General features: G+C 35.7%; 21 protein-coding genes. 11 read left to right on the top strand and 10 right to left on the bottom strand.

The features are described 5' to 3' along the window. Nucleotides 1-54 precede the first annotated feature (54 nt). From J0L69_09160 to J0L69_09180, 5 genes are all read right to left on the bottom strand, one after another. Nucleotides 55-957 (bottom strand): DUF4835 family protein, encoded by a 903-nt coding sequence (locus J0L69_09160; protein MBN8693355.1) that lies wholly within the window; start codon nt 955-957, stop codon nt 55-57. Beyond that, nucleotides 957-2,162: a bifunctional phosphopantothenoylcysteine decarboxylase/phosphopantothenate--cysteine ligase CoaBC gene (gene coaBC / locus J0L69_09165; GenBank protein MBN8693356.1), complete on the bottom strand. Its 1,206-nt coding sequence runs from the start codon at nt 2,160-2,162 to the stop codon at nt 957-959. The genes J0L69_09160 and coaBC overlap by 1 nt, the downstream gene beginning before the upstream one ends. Nucleotides 2,163-2,220: 58 nt before the next feature. Then, nucleotides 2,221-2,544 (bottom strand): DNA-directed RNA polymerase subunit omega, encoded by a 324-nt coding sequence (locus J0L69_09170; GenBank protein ID MBN8693357.1) that lies wholly within the window; start codon nt 2,542-2,544, stop codon nt 2,221-2,223. Between the two features lies 1 nt (nt 2,545). Next, nucleotides 2,546-3,361, bottom strand: coding sequence for an outer membrane protein assembly factor BamD (gene bamD / locus J0L69_09175; protein MBN8693358.1), 816 nt, complete (start codon nt 3,359-3,361; stop codon nt 2,546-2,548). Nucleotides 3,362-3,468: 107 nt separating this feature from the next. After that, entirely contained in the window at nt 3,469-4,518 is a 1,050-nt protein-coding gene (locus tag J0L69_09180) for a T9SS type A sorting domain-containing protein (protein MBN8693359.1), read from the bottom strand. 211 nt (nt 4,519-4,729) lie between these two features. On the opposite strand from J0L69_09180, the gene J0L69_09185 reads away from it, so the two are divergent. From J0L69_09185 to J0L69_09220, 8 genes are all read left to right on the top strand, one after another. Beyond that, nucleotides 4,730-11,464: a PD40 domain-containing protein gene (locus J0L69_09185; protein ID MBN8693360.1), complete on the top strand. Its 6,735-nt coding sequence runs from the start codon at nt 4,730-4,732 to the stop codon at nt 11,462-11,464. A gap of 250 nt (nt 11,465-11,714) precedes the next feature. Next, nucleotides 11,715-13,022 carry a M56 family metallopeptidase gene (locus J0L69_09190; protein MBN8693361.1) on the top strand — a complete coding sequence of 436 codons (1,308 nt, stop codon included), beginning with the start codon at nt 11,715-11,717 and terminating at the stop codon, nt 13,020-13,022. Nucleotides 13,023-13,055: 33 nt separating this feature from the next. Then, nucleotides 13,056-13,418: a BlaI/MecI/CopY family transcriptional regulator gene (locus J0L69_09195; GenBank protein ID MBN8693362.1), complete on the top strand. Its 363-nt coding sequence runs from the start codon at nt 13,056-13,058 to the stop codon at nt 13,416-13,418. A 374-nt stretch (nt 13,419-13,792) separates the two neighbouring features. Then, complete coding sequence (locus J0L69_09200) at nt 13,793-14,794, top strand: DNA-binding protein (GenBank protein MBN8693363.1); 1,002 nt, start codon at nt 13,793-13,795, stop codon at nt 14,792-14,794. A 1-nt stretch (nt 14,795) separates the two neighbouring features. Further along, nucleotides 14,796-15,221 carry a type II toxin-antitoxin system death-on-curing family toxin gene (locus J0L69_09205; GenBank protein ID MBN8693364.1) on the top strand — a complete coding sequence of 142 codons (426 nt, stop codon included), beginning with the start codon at nt 14,796-14,798 and terminating at the stop codon, nt 15,219-15,221. A 168-nt stretch (nt 15,222-15,389) separates the two neighbouring features. Beyond that, nucleotides 15,390-15,947, top strand: coding sequence for a barstar family protein (locus J0L69_09210; protein ID MBN8693365.1), 558 nt, complete (start codon nt 15,390-15,392; stop codon nt 15,945-15,947). A gap of 75 nt (nt 15,948-16,022) precedes the next feature. Further along, nucleotides 16,023-16,268, top strand: a complete 246-nt coding sequence (locus J0L69_09215) for an AbrB/MazE/SpoVT family DNA-binding domain-containing protein (GenBank protein ID MBN8693366.1) — start codon at nt 16,023-16,025, stop codon at nt 16,266-16,268. Next, nucleotides 16,259-16,582 (top strand): type II toxin-antitoxin system PemK/MazF family toxin, encoded by a 324-nt coding sequence (locus J0L69_09220; GenBank protein MBN8693367.1) that lies wholly within the window; start codon nt 16,259-16,261, stop codon nt 16,580-16,582. Before J0L69_09215 ends, J0L69_09220 begins: the two co-directional genes overlap by 10 nt. A gap of 42 nt (nt 16,583-16,624) precedes the next feature. Here the strand turns inward: J0L69_09220 and J0L69_09225 are convergent, their stop codons facing one another. Further along, entirely contained in the window at nt 16,625-17,404 is a 780-nt protein-coding gene (locus J0L69_09225) for a C40 family peptidase (GenBank protein MBN8693368.1), read from the bottom strand. A 439-nt stretch (nt 17,405-17,843) separates the two neighbouring features. Next, entirely contained in the window at nt 17,844-19,022 is a 1,179-nt protein-coding gene (locus tag J0L69_09230) for an acetyl-CoA C-acyltransferase (protein ID MBN8693369.1), read from the bottom strand. A gap of 172 nt (nt 19,023-19,194) precedes the next feature. Between J0L69_09230 and J0L69_09235 the strand changes: the two genes are divergently transcribed. Further along, nucleotides 19,195-19,704: a hypothetical protein gene (locus J0L69_09235; GenBank protein ID MBN8693370.1), complete on the top strand. Its 510-nt coding sequence runs from the start codon at nt 19,195-19,197 to the stop codon at nt 19,702-19,704. A 30-nt stretch (nt 19,705-19,734) separates the two neighbouring features. Here J0L69_09235 and J0L69_09240 read toward each other — a convergent pair whose 3' ends face one another. The 3 genes from J0L69_09240 to J0L69_09250 are packed head-to-tail and all read right to left on the bottom strand — an operon-like array spanning nt 19,735 to nt 21,825. Continuing rightward, nucleotides 19,735-20,775, bottom strand: a complete 1,041-nt coding sequence (locus J0L69_09240) for a SpoIIE family protein phosphatase (protein ID MBN8693371.1) — start codon at nt 20,773-20,775, stop codon at nt 19,735-19,737. Nucleotides 20,776-20,804: 29 nt separating this feature from the next. Continuing rightward, nucleotides 20,805-21,206, bottom strand: a complete 402-nt coding sequence (locus J0L69_09245) for an AAA family ATPase (GenBank protein ID MBN8693372.1) — start codon at nt 21,204-21,206, stop codon at nt 20,805-20,807. Nucleotides 21,207-21,210: 4 nt separating this feature from the next. After that, a complete protein-coding gene (locus J0L69_09250; protein ID MBN8693373.1) occupies nt 21,211-21,825 on the bottom strand; it encodes a DUF1684 domain-containing protein in 615 nt (204 codons plus the stop codon). 92 nt (nt 21,826-21,917) lie between these two features. On the opposite strand from J0L69_09250, the gene J0L69_09255 reads away from it, so the two are divergent. Together J0L69_09255 and J0L69_09260 are read left to right on the top strand one after the other, a co-directional pair. Continuing rightward, nucleotides 21,918-22,793 (top strand): MerR family transcriptional regulator, encoded by an 876-nt coding sequence (locus tag J0L69_09255; GenBank protein ID MBN8693374.1) that lies wholly within the window; start codon nt 21,918-21,920, stop codon nt 22,791-22,793. A 133-nt stretch (nt 22,794-22,926) separates the two neighbouring features. After that, on the top strand, nt 22,927-23,409 hold the full coding sequence (locus J0L69_09260; protein ID MBN8693375.1) for an RNA polymerase sigma factor: 483 nt from the start codon (nt 22,927-22,929) through the stop codon (nt 23,407-23,409). The last annotated feature ends 6 nt before the right edge of the window (nt 23,410-23,415 follow it).

Raw genomic sequence — 23,415 nt, forward strand, 5'->3', positions numbered from 1 at the left:
GCTTTAGGGGGAAGCCGGCTTGCTTTTATGCACAGCGTATTGTGAAAAGGAAAATTAGTTATTTGAGATCTTCAAATACTTCGTGGTGTTAGCCGGGTCGACCAACATAAGCTTTTCTACGGCTTTTGATTTTTCTTCAGGCAAGCCTTTAGAAAATACATTCACCAATTCATCGCCCTTGGCATTAAAGAAAATTTGCATGTTAAAGGAAGCAGGACGATTGTTGTAAACCGGAATCAATAAATCAAGGGAACTTAAAATGTTAGCACGACCTTGATCTACCTTATCACTCATAATGTCCAATCCTTCGCGGTGATATTTGTAGTTACAATCGCGGATGCCCTGAAATACGGGTTGCAATTGATTCTCGATTAACCAATAGCGGTTTTTTGTTCCTTCAGATGATTTCCAACCTTTTTCGGAAGTGGTTTGAGCATTGTTAACGATGGTTTGCGCCATTTGCCAATATTGAGTTCCGCCTAATGGCGAATAACTGTCGTAATCCATGGCGATTACTACATAAGCATAAAATGCAAGAACGGAAGTTAAGTTGTTTTGGAAAGTGTTTAAGTTAAATTCAAGCTGCGTAAACTGCTGAAATCTGAATTGAAAATTTTCATCAATATAATTGAAAAGCGGGGAATAATATGAGCTTTTGTAAACCGGTCTGCGACTTTGTATCTGTATGGTTCCCAGATATTCATCCGTACTTAACTTCTGTGTTACGTTAATTAAAATGGAGCAATCTATACGTTCTTGTTGGGTGTATAAATCTTTAGTCCATTTGGTATTATTCATGAACTCAAAAACGATTTTTTGCATTTGTTCGAACACTTGCTTTTCAACGGTACCTTGCACTTGTTGCGAAACAATACTTACCTGACAATTTAATTCTTGCGCCGAAATCTGTAATCCCGCAAAAACAAAAAAGAGTGCTATAAAAATCCTTTTGAACATTATTTAATAGTTAGAAAATGAGCTTTAATGTGGTTAATGACATCAACGGCTATTTCTTGTTTACTTTTAAACTCAAAATTAACCAAATTATTGTGTTTATCAATGATAGTAACGGTGTTAAAGTCGGCACCAAAAGCCGGATTTTTTTCAGAAGTGGTATTAGCTACAACCATATCCAGGTTTTTTACTTCCAGCTTTTTGCGGGCATAATCCAAAGTATCATTCGTTTCAAGCGCAAAACCCACCAATATCTGTTTTTTCTTTTTACGGCCTAATTCGGCAAGGATATCATTTGTTTTTGTGAGCTCTAAGCTCATTTCATTATCCTTCTTTTTAATTTTTATATCACTCGCAGCAGAAGGTTTATAATCCGCCACAGCGGCCGTTAAAATAGCCACATCACATTGGTCATAAACTTTTGTGCAAGCCTCATACATTTCTTGCGCCGACTCTACGCGCTTGAGATTAACATTTTTGTTTTTTGGCGAATAAGCCGAAGGTCCTAATACCAAAGTAACCGCAGCACCTTGCGCAGCCAGTTCGTCAGCAATTGCAATTCCGGTTTTACCTGAACTTCGGTTACCGATAAATCTTACCGGATCGATAGCTTCATAAGTAGGCCCTGCATTCACCAAAAACTGTTTACCTGCCAAAGGCATAGTACTTAATAAATCACTTTCAATAAACTTAATAATATTCTCAGGCTCAGCCATTCTACCCTCGCCGCTTAAACCACTGGCTAACTCACCGCTCTCGGCAGGAATAATGATATTTCCATTGTTTTTTAAAGTCTCCAAATTTGATTTAGTACTTGGATGCTGATACATATCCAAATCCATGGCGGGTGCAATATAAACCTTAGAACGGGCCGATAAATACACCGCGCAAAGCAAATTATCGCAAATTCCTTGAGCCATTTTTGCCATGGTGTTTGCCGTGGCCGGAGCTATTAAAATCAAATCGGCCCATTCGGCTAATTGTACATGGTTATTCCAATTAGAACGGATATCAAAAAAATCAATCAGTACTTCATTTTTACTGAGAACAGAAAGAGTTCCGGGCGTAACAAATTCTTTAGCGCTTGGCGTCATCACCACCTTAACCTGAGCACCGGCTTTCACAAAAAGTCGAACCAGATGAGCGCATTTATAAGCAGCAATTCCTCCGCTAATACCTAAAACAATATTTTTATTCTGAAGCACCATAAAAACAAAAGGCAGTAAGCGTAAAGCCGACTGCCTTTAATATAATTAAGATAAAATCTTATTCACTTTTGTTTGGGTTACGGTAATAGATTTTGTCTTCTAAAAATTCTTGAACAGAAATTAAGCTTGGTTTAGGAAGCTTTTCGTAGAATTTTGAAATTTCGATTTGCTCACGGTTTTCAAAAATCTCTTCTAAATTATCAGAATGACTTGAAAATTCCTGTAATTTTGCCGATAACTCTTCCTTCATTTCAGAGCTGATTTGGTTAGCACGTTTGCTCATGATAGCCACCGCTTCATAAATATTTCCGGTAACTCCATCAAATTTGCGGATATCACGAGTTACAGTAGTTAATTCGGCATTAGTCTTTTTAAAATCCATTTTATTGCGCTTTAATTAAATTCTCTTTTACTTGTTTGCTGCTTGTATAAACAGCTTCTACTTTTTCCAAAAATTTACTTTGGGGATACAAATCTACGAATTTTAAGTAATTATCAATAGCTCCATCCAATCTTTCGAGTTTTTTTGAAGGAATACTGTTAATGGCCAGCAAATAGTAAGAGTCAATCATCAAATAATAGCTCTCTTCCACATGTTTTGAGTCAGGAAACTCCTTTATAAAATTCTTACTGGCGGTAATCGTAGCCTTGTAATCACTCAGCTTAAAATACTGTTTCATAATGTCATAATCCTTATTTTCAAGCTTTTGGCGTAATTTATCGATTAAAACATTGCAAGTGTCAATACGGCTGCTTTCGGGAAAATTATCCACAAACGTTTGGAATTCCTTTATCGCGTTTTTTGTATCCGTTTGATCGAGGGTGTAGTATGGTGAATTTAAATAATAGCAATACGCGTTCATGAAATAACACTCTTCGGCATGTTTACTGGAAGGAAATTGACGCACAAAATTCTTAAAGTGGTACTGCGAAAGAGCGTAATCACCTTGGTAATAATTACAATAAGTGTAATAATAATATACCTCTTCAGCCTTTTCGCTACCCTTATAAATAGGAATTAATTCGTCGTAAAGCTGAATAGCTTTCACGTAATTTTCCTTTTTATAATATTCGGCTGCCTTTGCCAGTTTTTTCTCGTAATCTGAACTTTTTGTTAAACGGCTAAAGCGCCAGGCTTCGCATGAAGCAAAAAGGATAATGATACTAAAAACGAAAAGGTATTTGGTGATTTTTTTCAATGCTTTGCAAAAATAGGTATTTGATACTTAGCAAAAAAGCTTTTAAAGTATTCAAAACAAAAAAGCCCCGGAAAACCGGGGCTTTTTAAATTAATTTAAGAAATTAATTATTTGTTTAAGATTAATTTCTTGGTGATAGTGTTGTTACCAGAAGTTACATTAACGAAATAAACACCACTGTTGTACTCAGTTAAATTAAGTTCATTAACAGCTGCACCATTAATACCTTTTTTGCTAATGATAACCTGACCTAATGAGTTTGTTACATTCACATCATAAGTTAAGTTAGACAAAGTAGATACTAAAGTGAAGATACCATTAGATGGATTTGGAACAACTTGGAAGAAGTTTGCTAATTCATTCTCAGTTAAACCTGTGATTGAAGAACAACCTAAAATAGGCCAAATACCTAATTCGAAGTTGATAGTTCCACCCCAGTTAGTTTTCATATCAAACCAAGCACCGGTAGCATCTTTTTCCCAACCACTTGTAGTTGGAGCCTGGAACATTTGGTAAATTACAGCAGTATCTCCTAATATAGTTGGTAATTCAACTGAAGCGAAGAAACCTGAACCTGAAATAGCAACAGGAGTTGTAAATGCAAATGGAACAACACCAATAGAGCTGGTTGAAGTAAATGCAGTTAATACCTGACCCATTGTAGCTGAAGTACCACCGATAGCAGTAGTTGGTGATGGACCACCGGCCATTGAACCATTATAAATATTAATTCCCATAGTATTAGTTGGAGCACCTTTAGTACCGCGACCAGTAGTTGGGTTTTTGTACATTACTACGAAACATCCTGTAACAGACGGAGAAGTTAATGCGCTATAAGCTGAACCTGCGTAATAAGTAGCTTTTGCAGCATCACCATAACAGTTGTTACCTGCTACGAATCCACCGTAACCAGGGATTGTAGATGAAGGTGAACAAGCTGAACCTGGAATAGTGTAAATAGTCACAGTTGTAGTTGGAGCAAATGCGTTAAAGTTGTAAAGTGTATCACACTGTAATGGCATTGCGCTGGTTTTTGCATAACCTGTGTTAGAACTTAATGTCTCGCGAACACCGATATCAACAACTTGTTTACCGCTTTGAGCGAAAGAGAATGCTGCAGCGAAAACTGCAACTCCAGAAAGTAATTTTTTAATCATTTTGGTTTTTTTTATTGGTTAGGTTGCAAAGTTAATCAAAAAGTTTTGGATTATTGGACTTTTAACAATTAACAAAGCACCGATAAAAACTAATTTTTTCGCCAAAAAAAAATTGTGAAAAAAATTGGTAAATAGCATCTTATATATAGCTTAAATGCTAATTTTGACTAAAATTCTGTATCATATCAATTCATTTGTCCGTATAAACGGTATGTTTTCCAAAACCCGGGTTTTCTTTATTGGATTTATTCTTATTAATTTACTGCTATCCAGTAACTTAAATGCGCAGCAATTTAAAAACGAACAGGAATTAAGAAAAGAGGCCGACAAACTTTTTGATGATGATGACTTTACAAAAGCCTACAATCTTTACGCGCAATTAGTGGCGCTTTACCCAAAAGATCCGGAGTTGAATTACAAATTAGGAGTTTGTATGTTGTATTCGGAAGCAGATAAGAAAAAATGTTTTTCATACTTAAAATTTGCAGCCACTCACCCTTCAGATGCCCCAAAAGACGCTAAGTTTTATTATGCAAAGGCTTTCCACATCAATTACCTGTTTGATGAGGCAATTTATTTTTACAAAGAGTATAAAAAAGTGGGCAGCCCCTCACAACAAAAGAAACTTCAGGTCGATAAAGAGATTACTTCCTGCGTTAATGGTAAACGTTTGTTAGCATCCCTTTCCGAATTGGTGGTGATGAATAAAAAACAACTGAATGAAACCGATTATTTCAGAAGTTACGACTTAAGTACCATCGGCGGAAAGCTCCTAGTAAAACCGGATCAATTCCGCACTTCTTACGATAAAAAGAAAAAAGAGAAATCAGTTGTTTACATTCCGAAATCAGGTGATAAAATTTATTTCTCCAGTTTTGGTGAAGATGGCAGTACAGGAAGAGACATTTATTACGCCGTGAAAGTTTCTCCCGATAAATTCTCAAAACCAGTTAAACTTCCAACCATTAATACTGAGTTTGATGAGGATTATCCTTTCCTCCATCCTGATGGTCGTACTTTATACTTCAGTTCAAAAGGCTTTAACAGCATGGGTGGATATGATGTTTTCAAATCTACTTATGATGATGCAACAGGAACCTGGTCTTCTCCTGTTAATTTAGAATTCCCAATAAACTCACCGGATGATGATTATTTATTCGTTACCGATTCATCCGAAAAATACGCTTACTTCTCCACCGGTCGTCAAAGTCCACCGGGTAAAATTGATGTATTAAAAGTAAAAACAGAACGCGTTCCTATGACTGTTGCCTTTATTAAGGGAACCGTTTTAAAAGAAGATGCGCGTCAAAGTTTACTTTCTAAAATTACCGTAAAGGATATGGAAACCGGTAAAGTAGTTGGCGTGTTTCAGGCAAAAGATAATGGCGATTATTCGATGGAAGTTCCAAACGGCGGTAAATTATTATACACTGTAGAAACTCCGGGATTGCCTGTACAATCCGATAAAGTAATTCTTCCAATGGCCACTTCATTTGCGCCATTTAAGCAATCTATTTCTTACGATAATAAAGTGTTGAAGATTATCAATTACTTCGATTCACCACCGGATGACAACAGCTATTTACAATACTTAGAGTTAATTGAAAAGAAAGCGAAACTTGAGGTTAATGAAAACGACGTCAAAGCTGCCACTGTAAGTCAACCGTTAGCTACTAACGAAAAAGATCCTAAAGCCGTTACCACAACGAACCCGACTGTAACGCCACCGGTTACAGATACAAAAAAACCGAATGAGGATGTAAAAGTTAACGCAGCCAATACAAATTCTACCACGGCTGTAAAACCGACTTACAGTAACGACCAATTAGTAAACATTGCTAAAGAAGATGCACAAGAAGCTTATACCGAAGCTAACAAGATTAACCAGGATGCAAGTGATGCGAAAGAATTAGCTGAACAAAAGAAAATAGAAGCGGATAAATTAAAAACTCAAGCGGATGAAGCGGCTACTTATGCCATTTCTGTAACAGATCCTATTAAAAAGGAAGAAGCAGTAAAAGAAGCTGAGAAGATTAAATCGGATGCAGAATCGGCCGCAAAGGTGGCTGAAACGCTAAACGAATTAGCGAAAAGTTTAGAGAAGGATGCCCTTGCCAAGAAAAACGAAGCTGATTTAAACAATCAATACGCCATGCAACTGGAAAGCGTTGCAAAAAACAAGAACAATAAAGAAGCGGCCAACAAACTGAATGAATTACAGCAACAAGTATCAGCTATTGGAGAACCTAAAAAAGAATCGGATGCCGTTTATGAGAAAATAAAATCAAACGCCGAGCAAAAACAAACGGAGATAGCCAAAGCGGAAGCTAAATCCAATGAAATTAAAAATGAAATTATTGATATCAATAAAGAGATTAATCTGAATGAAACCGAAATTAAAAACACGAAAGATAAATCTCTTAAGAAAAGTTTAACGGCTCAAGTTAATGAATTAAAAGTTGATTTAGAAAAGAAAAACACTGAATTAGCTGCTAATGAAAAGAAAGTAGAAGATTTAAAAACTGCCGCTAAAACAAATGAAACAGAACTTTACTTAGCGAATCAAATCAAAACAACCGATTCCAAAACCGCGGTGGCTACTCCTATTCTTCCGTCTGCAACAACTACCACCACTTCTTCAACTCCGGTTACGGCCAAAGTTACACCTGAAAGTGTAGCGGCGAAGTATAACGAGAAACTCAATCCGATTGCCGGAAACGAAAGCAAGGAAAATCTTCAAAGCTCAAATATTATTTTATCCGATTATAATAAAGAGTTAACTTCTTTAATCGTTGCCGACAATAATAAATTAAAGTCTGCCAAAACAGAAGCTGAAAAAACAGCACTTAAAAATGAAATTGCAGCTTATCAAAAACAAAAAGATGCTAACGTAAAGCAGATAGCGGCTAATACGAATAAAATAAACGGACAAGAACCGGCGGTGGCGATTACCAATTCGCCAACTGCTACATCCGATAAAACAACGGCCATTACGTCGAATACAACATCGGCATCAACAGCCAACACCATTGCCTTTGATGGTAAAGACGATTTAAATAAATTAACGGCGCTTAAAGCCAATGTAAATACTTCTAACAATCCGGCCTTTGCGTATAATGATTATAAAGATGCGAATGCGATTAACTTAAAGAAAGAAGCAGAAACTAAATTAAAATCAACCGAAACAACCAAAGCTGAATTAGATAAGGCCATTAGCAAAGCGGAAGAATCCATTAAAACGAATACAGCAACTAGTGCGGGTGGAAATAAGGAGGCATTATTAGCGCAAGGTGATGCTCTATCGTCAAAAGCTAAAGAAACGCGCGCGACTGCTAACACTAAATCCGGCGATGAAAAAGAAAAGTTATTAGCTGAGGCTAAACAATTGGATACAGATGCGAATAAAAAATATTTAGAAGCGGCGGACTTAACTAAAAAACAAAACAAGTTTAACTTCGATTTAAATAACCAAAATATTACTGAGCTAGTTAATCAGGCTACTTATTTAAACAAAAACACACCTGAAAACACCGCCAATTTAAATGAAGCCAATAAATTAAATACGGAGGCTAACAATTATTTGAAACAGGCTATTGCGATGCGCGACGAGGCTAACGGACTCGGCAGTGATGCCGCTAAGTTAGGTACCATCAGTAATGCAGAAGAAAAAGAAGCGGAAGCTTTAGCAAAACAACAAGAAGCCATCAAAATATTATTAAAATCAAATCCGGGTTACGAACTTAAAAAAGCTGAATTTAATGAAAACCCGAATGCAGGCGTGTTAAGTCAGGTTAATCAGAAATACAACCAGTTGAACAAAGAAAAACTGGATGCGTATATGACCTTAAGTAAAGCCAATCAAAACGAATTTAAAGCGCAAAACACCAAGTTATCGCAAAACCCTGCCATTAAAAACAATAGCAATGCGGAAGCCGTTAGTTTAAAGAAACAAGCCGAGGTAGCCAATACACAAGCGGTGGGATTAATCAGCAAAGCTTTAACCGAAAACAACAGCGAAGCAAAACAGAACTTATTATTAGAAGCAAATAAAAAAGAAGTTGAAGCCTTGGCGCTCTTAACTAAAGCGAATGAACAATTACAAAGCGGTGCGATTGCTTCCAATGAAAAACCAATTACAGAAACAAAAGAACCTGTTACTGAAACTAAAGAGCCTGTTACCACCAATACTGTTGCTGTAACGGAAACCAAAGAACCTGTAACGACGAATACAGTAGCGGTTACTGAAACGAAAACGCCTGTTACCGAAACTAAAGAACCTGTAACAACAAATACAGTAGCAGTTACTGAAACTAAAACACCTGTGAAGGAAACAAAAGAACCTGTTACCAGCGGTACAGTTGCCGTAAACGAAACAAAAACACCTGTTAAAGAAACGAAAGAACCTGTGGTGAAGGAAACAAAAGAACCGGCTGTAAAAGAAACCAAGGAACCGGTTGCAACCGTAACGCCTACAAAAACTTCTACACCTAAAACAACTACTTCTGTTGCCGCAAATACACCAACCATCAATCCTGAATATAAAGTGGTGAAGGATGAATCGGTTAAATCAACGATTGGCTTTATCGATCAGAATCCTGTGGCACATAAAAACAGTGAAGCCTCTTCTGTGAAAACCAATGCCATCACTAACCTTATTGCTTTAGGTAACGAATACGGTGCTATCGAAGATGAGATTAAGAAAACACCGGGAAGTCAGATGGGTATCGAAGCAACCAAAGCGAACATTGATAAATTAAATAACGAAGCGGATACTTACGACAAACAAGCTTCTGATAAACGTAAAGAAGCTGCTGAGAAAACAGGTGAAGAGAAAGATCAGTTGGTGAAAGAAATCACAGAACTTGAAAACAAATCGTTTATTACAAAAACAAATAGCGCCGACTTACAAAAACAATTGAACGAGGCGCAATTGAAATACAACGACGCGGCCATTGCTAATTACATAGAAAAAGCAAAAACCGCAGAAGCGCCTGAATTAGCGGAAATACAAGATGCCCTTACACAAATTAATAATTCCAAAAAGCAAGCAAGTAATTTAAGAGATGAAGCCAACAGCATAACCAATTCTTCGGCTAAATTAGGTGCTTACAGTAACGCGGAAGAAAAAGAAGCGGAAGTTCTAAATAAACAAGCTGAAATCATCCGTTCATTACGTAAATACGATTTAACTTACTCTCCTGCTCCATTGGTAATCAATACCAACGCGGAAGATAATATCAGTCCGGAGTTAAAGATGAAGAAAGACGCCGTGTTGCAAAAACAAAATACCGAACTTGAAAATCTGAACCGTGCTAATGTGATGGAGTATGAAACGCTTAACGAGCAATTGCCTGTTGTATTAAATGAAAAACAAAAACAGAATAAAGCGGATGCTGAAAATTTAATTACATCTAGCAAACAATTGAACGATAAAGCTAACCAAACATCGGATGCTAAATTAAAGAAGGATTACTTAAGCCAGGCGGCTAAAAAGAGTCAGGAAGCTGTGGTTGCTTTAAACAAAGCGTACGAGAAAGACCTTATTGCTAAAAACACGAAACCAACCAAAACAACTACTAAACCTGTAAAAGAAAAACCTGTAACCGAAACTTCTGAGCCGGTGGCAACCACTAAACCGATGAAAGAAAAGCTGGTGAAGACAGTAAAAGAGAAACCTGTAAAAGAAACGTCTGAACCTGTTGCAACTACTAATACTTCAAAAGAAACAACAAGCGCCGGAACGAATCAGGTTACTTTAAATGTAAAAGGTTTAGAAATTAAAACCGGTAATGTTTACAGCGCTTCTAATCCAATTCCTGTGGATCAAAAAATCCCGGATGGACTTGTCTTCCGCGTACAGGTTGGTGCGTTTAAATCACCTATTCCTAATAATACATTCAAAGGTTTAACGCCTGTTAATGCGCAAACAACGCCTAACGGTTTCTTACGTTATACCGTGGGTAATTTTGAGAAGTTTGAAGAAGCAACCGGCGTTAAAAATGATTTACGTAAAATGGGCTACAACGATGCATTTGTAGTTGTGTTCTATAACGGTCAGCGTATTACGGTTAATGAGGCGATTAATATTTTACAGAAAGAGGGTAAAGAAGTTATTGCTACCAACAATACCAGTGCAGGTATTCCTAACAACGCCAACATTGCCAAGAACATCGCGCCTGCTGTGCCTAAAAATGAATTTGTAGTAGTAACGAAAGAATTAGAAAAATCAAACGGTCTCTTATTTACCGTTCAGATTGGTGTTTACTCGCGTGAAATCACCCGCTCTCAATTATGGAAACTGGAACCAATTTATACTGAAAAATTGCCTAGCGGATTATACCGTTATACAGCCGGTATCTATAACGACGATGTAAAAGTAGTGAGTGATAAACGCAAAGTGGTTGACTTAGGTATTAAAGACGCGTTTGTTTCTGCTTATTATAATGGTAAACGTGTTCCGTTCACAGAAGGACAAAAAATAAAATCGGAAAATCAGAATTTAAAGATGGAAGCTGAGAATCCGATTGTATTCCCAAGTGAAAATACAGGCGGTTTACCTCCTAAAGCAACTGCGGGCACTGAAGAACCTACACCAACGGTTGCGCCGTTTAAAAACAATGTTACCTCTGCTCCTGCTCCAACACCTGAAAATGGTGTGAAAGTTGGCGATGAAGGTGTAAGCTTTAAGGTACAAATAGGCGCTTACCGTAATCAGGTGCCAAATGAAGTGGCTTCTAAATTCTTAAACATCAAAACCTGGCCGGTAGATGCTAAGTTTGTAAACGGATTATATATTTACACGGTTGGTAATTTTACCGATGCTAAATTTGCGAAACAATTACGTGATGAAGTAATTGGATTAGGAATTACCGATGCATTCATCTCAGTGTACCAAAACGGCAAAAAACTCTACGGACAAGAAGCAAGTAATTACTTGAATAGATAAAAGAATTTAGTTTTAATGAACGTTCCCCATTACCACAAATTGGTGAGCAATGCATGATTTTGTTAGCATCTATTGAACTTACAGGTAATATGTCGACTCTCGGTAGATAAATTATTTCGGACGGACAGAAACATCAATTATCCAATTTGCAGACAATTTATTGCCTTAAACGTAAAAATAAGTTAATTAACGTATTATTAAGTTGTATAACTGAAATATAAGTTATAGTTTTGCTTAAAATCGTAAACCCATGACAAACATCCTTGTTATTTACCTACTTGAGAGTTCATTATGCCTATTACTCTTTGTAGCAACATACAGACTTTTGATATGTAATCTTACACACTTCTCATGGATGAGATTTTATCTTATTTGTAGTCTGACTTTAAGTTTAGTATTACCATTAATCATTATTCCAATTCAATGGGATACTCATATATTCACAAAAGAGTCAATATCAAATGTACTTCAATTGCCAACAAAGACATCAGACACATATATTAACAATCCTACTCAGACCAATTTAGTAAATACAACTCCGCAATTTACAACCCAAATAATACTGTTATATTTCGTCCTAATCATTTACACTACAGGAGTTGCTTTTAAATTATATTCATTTTTAAAGAATTTGAATAACATCCTTAGCTTCATAAGGAAAAATCCTAAAGTTAAAGAAGCGAATTATTGGATAGTTAATTTAAAAAATGAAGTGCCTGCTTTTTCCTTCTTTAATTATATTTTTATTAATAGTAATTACAAAAGTCTTTCTGCTCTAGAATTGCTGCTTATTAAAAATCATGAGATAGTGCATATTAAACAATATCATACACTTGATCTTATCTTTTTTGAATTAGCAGGCATAGTCTTTTGGTTCAACCCATTAATGGGTTATTTAAAAAAATCCATACAAGAAATTCATGAATATATAGTTGATGAAAGGATTGCAGGTCATGGAGAAAACAAAAAAGTTTATGCCCGTTTACTATTAAACTTAGCATCAGACGGTAAAGTGTTTGATCTATCCACAAATTTTACTGGTGAACATATTAAACGCAGGATTTTGATGATAGCAAAGCAGAGGACTTCTGCAAAACATAAGCTTTTATTCACTGTTCTTATTCCAATTACATCAATTCTGCTATTATCTTTCTCTTATCTTGAAAGATCTAAGTCGCTTACTCATAGAAATACCCAATCAAAAACGTCGTCGGCTAATCATTTAGAATTAATAAAATACTGTGGCGTTTATCTTCCATCCAAACCTGGTCCCGTTAACTTAGAAATAAAAATTAAGAACAACTCATTAGTGACTTACTTGGTTTTGGTGGAGCTTGAAAAAAAATCGATTGCCGGAATTCCATGGACGCAAGATCCGGCAAGTTGGACAAAAGAACTACAATATGTCTCAGACCACAAATTTGCTGACTCTACCCTTTATAAAAACGCCAACACTATCGAGTTTGTTCTAGATAATAAAAATGATGTAACAGGATGCCTTTTTACCCATCGAGAAGGCCTTAATTTTGTAACTCACGAATTTAAAAAGAAAAATTAGTATCTCAATACGATCAAAAAAACACCAATAACTATGGAAGAACTAACAAAAGCGGAAGAACGGGTCATGCTAATAATTTGGAAACTGCAAAAAGCGTTTGTAAAAGATATACTAGCTGATATTGATGACGAACCAAAACCTCCATATAATACAATCTCGTCCGTAGCAAGAATTTTGGCTAGTAAAGGTTATCTCAAGTATAATAGTTACGGAAAAACATATGAATATTATCCGGCAATTTCTAAATCCGAATACAGGAAATTGAAAGTAAAAAAAATGCTATCTGGTTATTTTAGTGACTCTCCATCGACACTTCTATCCTTTATGATTAATGAAGAAAAACTCAATAAGAAGGAAATTGAGAAAATGAAAGAGATAATAAAACAAATAAAATAAACCAGAAATATGTGTGGTAAATTTTTTTGTGCCACACAAACCAATAAAAGTAGTCTGGTGCCATTGGGCGGACACGGGTTATCGCTTCAGCCGCAAAGCCTGCTGCGCAGACAGAAATATTTGTTGCGGCTTTCGCTAAAAAACATTTATCTTTAAATATAGTTTTTCGGGTATAGACTGTTGACGGCAATAAGCCGCACATCGTAAATCCGGGGAACGTTATAGCCAATGCAGCGGCACGAAGACTAGATTCTAACAGAATCAACAAGTTTTCAACATTTTAAGGGTATTCAAATCACTGACAATCAATTTGTTTACATTTGCTTACCTTATTGACAAGGTGAGCAACTAACAACTTATTAACAAAAGTTAAAATGAAAGATTTGACAGTATCGCCTATAGACAGGCAAAATATTTTAAATAATCCTGAGGCTGTTACAAATATACAAAAATATTTAGGAGTAGCCGGAATGCTATTCCAAGGTGAATATAGATTTACTAAAGAACAAATCGCAGAATTCTATGGTGTCGACACTAGCACAATAGACTCATATTTGACAAAATATGAAAATGAATTGCGACATAATGGATACGAACTATTCAAAGGAACAAGCTTAAAAGACTTCAAAAAAGAATTTGGCGGAATACTTAACCTGCCAGCTAAAACTACTCAACTGGGCGTCTTCAATTTTCGTGCTTTTCTCAATTTCGGAATGTTGCTGGTTGAAAGCGAAATGGCGAAAGCAATTCGTAGCAAAATGTTAGACATTGTTCTAGATACACTAAATCAAAAGTTAGGCGGCTCAACTAAGTACATTAATCAACGAGATGAGGACTTTTTTCATAGCATGTTAAAAGAGCCGCATTATCGAAAAGAATTCACCACAGCATTACATCAATATATTGAAATGGGCAATTATAAATACGCCTATTTCACTGATGAAATATACAAGTGCATATTCCTTGAAAATGCAAAAGAATACAAACAAATACTCATGCTCGAAGAAAGCGAAAATGTTAGAGACACAATGTATTCTGAAATTCTTAATCTAATTGCTTCTTTTGAAACTGGTCTTGCACATGAAATGGAACTCAGGTATAAAGAGCTTGGGAGAAAACTTTCCAAACATGAAATGGATGAATTGTTGAAGAAGTTCTCTGATCATCCACTACACAAACCACATATTGAAAACGCTCGAACAAAAATGGCCACTCGTGATTATGGGTTCAGACAAGCCCTTCATGATAATTTAAAAAATTATATCAGCAGTATAGACCTCTCGGACTATCAAAGATTCCTTGGAGAAAAAAGCAAAACACTCAATGAAAGAATTGACGAGAATATTGATGTGTTTAAAAGATTAAAAGATAGATAGCATGGTATATTTCGATACAAACCATGCGGTCCAGGTGCATGATGACATAATTGAAAAATCAGGAGGAAATTCTGGCGCTTTGAATATCGGACTTTTGGATAGCGTTTTGGAACATATACAAAATGACGATTACTATCCAAATATAGAAGACAAAATCACACATCTATTTTACTCAATAAATAAAAATCATGCTTTTAATGACGGCAATAAAAGATCATCAATTGCATTATCAGCATATTTCATGGAAATTAACGGTCTAGGTTTTGAAGTAAATAGATTTTTGATTGAAATGGAAAACATTGCGGTAGACGTGGCCGACAATAGAATTGATAAAGGCTTGCTAGCTGAAATTGTTTATTCCATAATCTACGAAAGCGACTTTAGCGAAGAATTAAAACTTAAATTAATCTCTGCTAAAACTACTTGACTTATAAATACACTGGATATAACATCAGCTAGGCGATAAACCCTAAAATAATAATACAATAAAATCTTACCATGAGCTTCTTCGATAAAATATATGACCTTATTTCATGGATTAAAATCTTTTTATCTCCCTTTATTAGTTTTTAGGTAATATCAATAGTGCAAAACAATGACACAAAAAACCATAGACCTTGGTGGCATTAAATCAAGTTTAGACTTTCATAATAAACTATCTGCAGAATTAAATTTCCCATCGTATTATGGTAAAAATTGGGATGCATTTTGGGACATGATTTCAAATTCAGTTGACCTACCAAATGTTATTAGATTTACAAATTGTGGGCATGCCAAAAAGGTGTTACCTAAAGATTGGTTAAAATTTCAACAATGCTTTTACGATTTAAAAAATCAATACCCAAATATCAAATGCGATGCAGTCTTTGTTGCAGGCAACGGTAATAAAAATCCATTAGATGATGTTTTTGAGGTTATAAATTGGTTAAAAATATTTGCTTCACCTGTAATTATTGGAGTAATAATATCAACTTTAATTTGGTTCAATTCCGAGTCTATTTACGTCAGGTTAATGAGCGTACTTATTTTAGTACTAAGCATTGTTATCGGTATATACTTTGCTGAATCAATACGAAGAACAGAAGGCACACAGGAATTCATGGCCACCATTTACCGCACACCTGAATTGGATAAGGAAGAGGGAATTAAATAAGTCTATCGCTCAAAAAATATATTTGGACATTTAGATTTTATGTAATAACTTTGTAATTACATTCATATACATCTAATGGACGTTTCATTAATATCTATAGGTAATTCAAAAGGCATTCGCCTTTCTAAGACCATTCTTGAAAAATATAACATTCAAGATACAATTGAATTGGTTCTTGAAAAAGGTTATATCATTCTGAAACCAAAAACAAAAGCAAGAAAAGGCTGGGATAAGGCTTTTAAAAAAATGCATGAGAACGGTGATGATAAGCTAATTATTTCTGATGTATTTAAAGACGAAGATTTCGAAGAATGGAGTTAAAACAATATCAAATTGTGTTGGTTAATCTCGATCCCACAATTGGCAGTGAAATGAAAAAAACTCGCCCTTGTATCATTATCTCACCGGATGAAATGAATAAATACCTTCAGACAATTGTTATTGCGCCAATGACAAGTAATTCGAAAAGCTATCCGACAAGAGTTCCGGTTAAACATAATAAAACAAAAGGCTGGGTGGTTCTTGATCAAATAAGGACTATCGACCGACAACGTATTGTAAAAGTTCTGGACAAGCTTTCAGAAAAAGAAATTTACGAGGTTAAGACCACTATTCACGAGACCTACGTTGCATAAAACAAGAGACTCGCAACAAGACACAAAAAAAATCACTTAAAATTAAATAATTCTCTTGATGACTCTTAACATGTGAGAGTACTTTTTATTTTCTGAATGAAAAATGCCGTAATGATCAAATCTGTCAATTCTTACTTGTCCCGATGCGTGAATGATGCGTTGATTGTCGAGTAATATTCCCACGTGGATGATTTTTCCTTCCTCATTATCGAAGAAAGCTAAATCACCGGCTTCCGCTTCTTCCACAAAACTTAAAGGATGTCCTAATTCAGCTTGTTGGTAGGCGTCTCTCGGTAATTTATACCCATTGAGTTTGTACACCAATTGTGTGAAGCCCGAGCAATCAATGCCAAATACACTTCTTCCACCCCATAAATAAGGCGCGTTTAAAAATAAGTGTGCGCTTGCAAGAATATCTTTGGCTTCTTTTTTATAAGATGAATTGGTAGAGCTCCCGTCAAACGAAAAAACTGTATTCTCCACTTTGCATTCTCCATTTAAAAACGAAGGCAAGGTAGCGCCGATGGGAATCGGAAAAGTGAGTCCCGAATTTTTATTGGTAATTAACTGCATTAACTCGGTGGTCACAATCGGCGTTTGCAAATCGAGTAATTTGAAAGTTGCTTCAGAAATTTTGGTGTGTTGCTTTTTATTAATCCAGCATTCGTATTTATCGTAAGCGGTAACAATCTGCACCCAATCTTCGGTTTGTTCCTTTACGCTGTAATGTTCCCCAAATAAAAGCTGCGTTACCATTTCGCTGGTATTAGAAGCTTCCTTACGGCAAGGCACCACACTTAATAAACAAACACCGAAATACATGGTACTAAGATAAGTTTTTAGATAAAGATTTCAAATTAAAGGGTTAGCCACTGATTACACGGATTTTCACGTATGTTGTTTGAGGAAATATTAGCCACTAATGACACGAATCAAACTAATCTGTGTTAGTTAGTAAATCCAATAATTAACTTCTGTGAAAATCTGCGTTATCCGCGGGAAAATAAAGAACAGATTCCTCCCTTCGGTCGGAAAGACAAATCACAGCGAATGTCATGTCGTCCCGATAACTATCGGTAGTAGTCGAGACATCTTATTAGCCACGAATTTCACGGATGGACACAAAACTATACGCATAATTTAGCGGTTATATAAATTGACTTCTGCGAAAATCTGCGTTATCCGCGGGAAATATAAAACAAAAAGACCTGCAGAATTACTCCACAGGCCTTTTCTCGTTGTTTGTGTTTGTTTGTGTTTATTATTGTAAGTTCTCGATGACAACTGCTGAAGCACCGCCTCCACCGTTACAAATTCCGGCAGCGCCATACTTCGCTTTGTTTTGTTTTAATACGTTAATTAAAGTCACAATGATACGGCATCCTGAAGAACCTAATGGATGTCCTAATGATACTGCTCCACCGTTTACGTTAACTTTAGAAGGATCGAGCTTCATGATTTCCATATTCGCTAAACCAACTACAGCAAATGCTTCGTTTAATTCGTAATAAGAAATATCACTCATTTTTAATCCTGCTTTCTCAACTGCACGTGGTACCGCGATACTTGGCGTAGTTGTAAACCAATCCGGATTTTGTTCAGCATCCGCGTATCCTTTAATTTTTGCCAAAGGTTTAATTCCTAAAGCATCTGCTTTTTCTTTGCTCATTAAAATAACAGCAGAAGCGCCATCATTCATGGTAGAAGCATTCGCAGCAGTTACAGTTCCGTCTTTAACGAACACCGGTTTTAAAGCCGCAATTTTTTCGAAGTTTACATTTTTGTATTCTTCATCTTCCGCAAAAAGAACATCTCCCTTTTTTGTTTTAACGGTTAAAGGAATGATCTCATCATTAAATTTTCCTGCCGACCAAGCTGCTGCTGAACGCTTGTAAGATTCAATTGCAAAAGCATCTTGTTGTTCGCGGGTAATGCTTTTTTCCTTCGCGCAGATTTCAGCGCAATTTCCCATTGGGTAATTACCATATACATCTGTTAAACCATCTTTCGCTAAACCATCGATGATTTGTCCGTGACCATATTTTGCGCCCCAACGGTTGTTCTCTAAATAATAGGGAACCTGGCTCATGCTTTCCATTCCACCTGCTACAACAACATCGTTATCGCCCAACATAATACTTTGCGCGCCTAACATAATTGCTTTCATACCTGAAGCACATACTTTATTTACAGTTGTACAATGAACAGTATCAGGTAAGCCTGCAAATTTCGCGGCTTGACGAGCAGGAGCTTGTCCTAAATTCGCCTGCATAACAGAGCCCATGAATACTTCCGTAACATGTTTCGGATCTAAGTTAATGCGCTCTAATGCACCTTTAATGGCTGCTGCGCCTAATTTTGTTGCAGGTACACCTGCTAATGTTCCGCCAAACGAACCCATTGGAGTACGAACGGCTGCTACTATATAAACTTCTTTCATAATTCTAATATTTAAACCCTTTTAAAAAGAGCGCACTAATGTAAGGTTTTACTTTAGATATGGTAAAACCCTTAGACGAATTTTGATTAACAAATAAGGGATTTATTAACACCATGAGATATTTTAATAACCAGGGAATATTCGTACATTAGATTGCGACAGGCCTTTCAAAATGTTAAAAAATATTCATTTAAAAGTAAGTGCACTTATTCTGTTTGTTTTGTTTTTAGGATGTAAAAAATATCCTGAAAATGAAATGATAAACTTACGTACCGCTAAACAAAGACTCTGTAATAAAGGCTGGTATTTAAATAAATATACTATTAATGGCGATGATCATACTCTGGATGAAGTTACTGTGACATGGGGGGGATTAGGAAGTATGGCGTCTGCAACATGTATACGTAAAAATACAGGATTTGGTTTTGAAACAAGTAAAGACACCTATGACAATAACATGTATGCATTCAAGGCTAAATTTAATTGTGAAGAAGGATGGTTTGGTGACAGATGGATATTTTCAAAAAAGAAAAGTCATATAAATCTACAAACCAATTTCTTCCCGAAAATGGCTAGCTACGATTGGATGATTGTAAAATTAACCGATAAAGAATTAATAATTGAAAACACAGACTTAAACAATCGAAAATACAGAGCTGAATTGAGTCATACGAAGAATTAACAAAAATCTGTAGAGAAATCTATTTGCTAATTAAATACGAAATCCAATTAAAACCATATCATCGGTTTGTTCATTTTTTCCCTGCCAGTTTTTTAACTTAGTTTCAAAATGTTCTTTTTGCTTTTTGACATCATTTGTATAGATGAGAGCAAGGTCATTGAAAATTTCTTTCTTGATTTTTTTATTCGCGGGTCCGCCAAACTGATCGGTAATGCCATCAGAGAATAAATAAATCATATCGCCGTTTTGAACATTTAAAGTATGTGTAACAGGTGCATTTTTAACGTGAGGCTGAAAACTTCCAACAGTACATTTATCGCCGCTTAAGGTTTGTACTCCATTTTTAGAAACCCACATCATGCTTCGTGTGGCTCCGGCAAATTCAACGATGCCTTTGCTCTTATTAATATGAACGATGCCCACTTCCATTCCATCGCGCAATGCTTCTTCATTATTTTGTTTGAGGGTTGCTTTCACTAATGAATTCATCTTATCCATGATTTCAGATGGATTCTTTAATTTTTCATCCATCACCGCGCGTTGCAATGCAGTTTGTCCGACTAAAGATAAAAACGCACCGGGAACGCCATGTCCGGTACAATCTACAACAGCTAAAATAACACAATCACCGGTATGACAGGCGTAATAGAAATCACCGCTCACAATGTCTTTTGGCTTGTACAACACAAAATGTTCTCCAATAGATTGCATGGTTTTGCTGTCGGGTAATATGGTGTTTTGAATATGCTTCGCGTAATTGATGCTATCGGTGATGTCTTTGTTTTTTTGCGTCAACAACTCTGCATTTAAGCGGTGAAGTTTTGCGTTTTTTGAACGGTTGTATAAGAAGAGTGAAAGAAAAACGATAGAGGCTACTGATAATAAAATAATATTGTTCAGTAACATTTTATGGTCTTTGGGGTAGCATACCATGTAAGCATCTTCACTTCCAAAAAAAACATCTTTGAAACTCAAATGCTCTTTAAATTTTGAAGTGTCTTTTGGTAATCCCGCAAAACAAGTAACACCAAGCGCGAGGAATAAAATAGCTGAGAATAATTTGAATTTCATCGATTAAACTTAAGAAAATTATATCGGAATCAAAACAGAACGACTTTATACTTTTGCGCCATTTTTTGAATTTGTTCATCGCTGATAGCGTGAATATTTTTGCTGTGATGTCTGTTCTCAACCGTTAAAACATGAATGTGATAATTATACTGTTGTGCTAATTTAAAATAAGGTTCCATCTCCCACTCTAGCGTAAATGCATTATCTAAAAAAATCTTCTTGCTTCCCTGCTCCATGGCTTTTTGCGTATTCAATTCGCAGTGTTTATAGGCTAAATGATTTTCATCGAATTTAAAATTATAAACGCCATTCTCATTTGTAAAATAATCATCCACCGAAAACACCGGATATTTTCCCGCTTCACTCAGGAGTTTAGCCAAGGTAGATTTACCACTCCCGGGGAGTCCACGTAAAATAATGAGTGATTTCATATAGTTATTCCTTAGGAGCTTTTACGCCGGCTTCAACTTTCAGTTTTAAAAAATTCTCTTTTGGAGGAATGGGACAAGAATACTTGTGATTGTAAGCGCAATACGGATTGTACGCTTTATTAAAATCAATAATGATGCGCTTAGCATCTGTAGCATTCAAATCAATATACCGTCCGCCGCCATAAGAGGTAGAACCACTGGTTAAATCTTTAAAGGGCAAGAACAAATAATCTTTGTACTCCGGTTTGTTCAGCAAATCCATGCTTTGATAAACATTTAGTTTATATTTTTTGCGCTTTACTTTAAAAGTAATCTCACCGTACTTCACATATTTAGGTTTTCGTTCGGTGGTGGTTGGCATTTCAAAAATTTCTTGTCCCGGCGTTACTTTTAAATTTGCAACAACTACTAAATTCATATTGATGGGATAAAAATCGTGCCCCTTAAATTTTAATCGATCTTCTTTCGTTAATGGTGAGTGGGTAGAATCGGCATATTCATTATTCATGTCGTTTTGAAAAACATCAATGGTTTGCAGAATGCTGTCTTTCTTAATTTGCGCGTGATACTTTGCAGTTAACAATAAGAAGAGGATAACTAGTATGTTACTGGCTTTCATTTATCGATTAATTATGTGAATTTTAGAAATTAGGATAAATATAATTCAATTCCGCGTGAACAAATAAACTTGTTTGTTGTTTTATGGAAAACATGACCGGAAAATATAACATTAAGGACCTTGAAGTGCTATCCGGCATTAAGGCACACACACTGCGCATTTGGGAGCAGCGCTACGGTATTTTACATCCACAAAGAACCGATACAAACATTCGTTTATACAGTAACGAAGATTTAAAACGCATCTTAAACGTAAGTACCCTAAATAAAAGCGGTATTAAAATATCCAAAATCGCACAATTACAGGAAGCGGAAATAAATGAGGCGGTAAAAAAACTGATTGTAACGGCCGATGATAAAGATGGATTAATTGATGGGCTCATAGTAGCGATGGTGGATTTAAATGAAGAAATGTTCAATCGGATTTTTTCAATTAACACAGTAAAAGAAGGCTTTGAGAAGACTGTTATAGAAGTGATATTTCCGTTTCTAAAAAAAACGGGCGTGATGTGGCAAACCGATTCGATTAATCCGGCCCAAGAACATTTTGTTACAAATTTAATCCGCCAAAAATTAATCGCTGCCATCGACAATGTTAATGGTTATCATAGCGAAACCTCAAAAAAAATCACCTTCTTTTTACCGGAAGGCGAATTACATGAAATTTCTCTTTTGTTGTATAATTACATGGCCAAAACCCGTGGCTACAATACCGTGTATTTAGGGCAATCAGTACCGTTTAATGATTTAATTAAAGTCAATAGTATTAGTGCCAGTGATTATTTTGTTTGCGTAATTACTCAAGCATTAAAAGAAATTGAAATATCTGACTATTTACAGCGACTATCAGAAGCTCTACCTACCCAAAAAATATTCGTTTCGGGCTATCAAGCCGTTCAAAATCCAATAAAGTCACCAAAAAACGTAACAGTTTTCAAAACACCGGGCGACTTTATCCAATTACTTTAACAACTTTAATCTGTTCAATTACAAGTATTTAAGACACAAATGCTCTCTTTTTACATTTTTTTGTTTAATATTTTATTGTTATTATTAAACAATATATTACATTTGTTTAATAATATTATTAAATCATTAAACAATGACAACGATAGAATTCAATACCTTATTAGTTGAGCAATCCAAATCCTTAAAGGGGTTTGCGCTTAATCTAACCCGTGATTCGGAAGCTGCCGCCGATTTATTGCAAGATACTATTGTTAAAGCCATCCAGTATCGTGATAAATTTGTGCGATCCACGAATTTCAAAGCCTGGATGCTAACCATCATGAAAAACACATTTATTAATAATTATAGAAGAAATAAACTTCGTGAAAATTCATTTAAAGAAATAATTTATACCAGCGATACGAAGTACAACTCTACCGAAAATATAATTAACACTAAGGAATTACAAAAGAGAATCAACGAATTAAGTGATGAATATAAATATCCGCTTGAACAATTTATTAACGGTTATAAATATCAAGAAATAGCAGAACAAATGAATTTGCCAATTGGTACGGTAAAAAGTCGTATCTTTTTTGCTCGAAATAAAGTTATTAAATCATACCAAAACAATTAATCTTTA

Source organism: Bacteroidota bacterium, from assembly GCA_017303905.1.
Lineage (GTDB): Bacteria > Bacteroidota > Bacteroidia > B-17B0 > Aurantibacillaceae > JAHEYG01.

What these genes read in the sequence shown, in the direction of transcription:
- J0L69_09210 (MBN8693365.1), top strand. Translation starts at nt 15,390, where the DNA reads ATGACACAAAAAACCATAGACCTTGGTGGCATTAAATCAAGTTTAGAC.
- J0L69_09245 (MBN8693372.1), bottom strand. Translation starts at nt 21,206, where the DNA reads ATGAAATCACTCATTATTTTACGTGGACTCCCCGGGAGTGGTAAATCT.
- coaBC (MBN8693356.1), bottom strand. Translation starts at nt 2,162, where the DNA reads ATGGTGCTTCAGAATAAAAATATTGTTTTAGGTATTAGCGGAGGAATT.
- J0L69_09190 (MBN8693361.1), top strand. Translation starts at nt 11,715, where the DNA reads ATGACAAACATCCTTGTTATTTACCTACTTGAGAGTTCATTATGCCTA.
- J0L69_09195 (MBN8693362.1), top strand. Translation starts at nt 13,056, where the DNA reads ATGGAAGAACTAACAAAAGCGGAAGAACGGGTCATGCTAATAATTTGG.
- J0L69_09205 (MBN8693364.1), top strand. Translation starts at nt 14,796, where the DNA reads ATGGTATATTTCGATACAAACCATGCGGTCCAGGTGCATGATGACATA.
- J0L69_09235 (MBN8693370.1), top strand. Translation starts at nt 19,195, where the DNA reads ATGTTAAAAAATATTCATTTAAAAGTAAGTGCACTTATTCTGTTTGTT.
- J0L69_09180 (MBN8693359.1), bottom strand. Translation starts at nt 4,518, where the DNA reads ATGATTAAAAAATTACTTTCTGGAGTTGCAGTTTTCGCTGCAGCATTC.
- J0L69_09200 (MBN8693363.1), top strand. Translation starts at nt 13,793, where the DNA reads ATGAAAGATTTGACAGTATCGCCTATAGACAGGCAAAATATTTTAAAT.
- J0L69_09160 (MBN8693355.1), bottom strand. Translation starts at nt 957, where the DNA reads ATGTTCAAAAGGATTTTTATAGCACTCTTTTTTGTTTTTGCGGGATTA.
- J0L69_09225 (MBN8693368.1), bottom strand. Translation starts at nt 17,404, where the DNA reads ATGTATTTCGGTGTTTGTTTATTAAGTGTGGTGCCTTGCCGTAAGGAA.
- J0L69_09220 (MBN8693367.1), top strand. Translation starts at nt 16,259, where the DNA reads ATGGAGTTAAAACAATATCAAATTGTGTTGGTTAATCTCGATCCCACA.
- J0L69_09240 (MBN8693371.1), bottom strand. Translation starts at nt 20,775, where the DNA reads ATGAAATTCAAATTATTCTCAGCTATTTTATTCCTCGCGCTTGGTGTT.
- J0L69_09215 (MBN8693366.1), top strand. Translation starts at nt 16,023, where the DNA reads ATGGACGTTTCATTAATATCTATAGGTAATTCAAAAGGCATTCGCCTT.
- J0L69_09185 (MBN8693360.1), top strand. Translation starts at nt 4,730, where the DNA reads ATGTTTTCCAAAACCCGGGTTTTCTTTATTGGATTTATTCTTATTAAT.
- J0L69_09230 (MBN8693369.1), bottom strand. Translation starts at nt 19,022, where the DNA reads ATGAAAGAAGTTTATATAGTAGCAGCCGTTCGTACTCCAATGGGTTCG.
- J0L69_09255 (MBN8693374.1), top strand. Translation starts at nt 21,918, where the DNA reads ATGACCGGAAAATATAACATTAAGGACCTTGAAGTGCTATCCGGCATT.
- J0L69_09250 (MBN8693373.1), bottom strand. Translation starts at nt 21,825, where the DNA reads ATGAAAGCCAGTAACATACTAGTTATCCTCTTCTTATTGTTAACTGCA.
- J0L69_09260 (MBN8693375.1), top strand. Translation starts at nt 22,927, where the DNA reads ATGACAACGATAGAATTCAATACCTTATTAGTTGAGCAATCCAAATCC.
- J0L69_09170 (MBN8693357.1), bottom strand. Translation starts at nt 2,544, where the DNA reads ATGGATTTTAAAAAGACTAATGCCGAATTAACTACTGTAACTCGTGAT.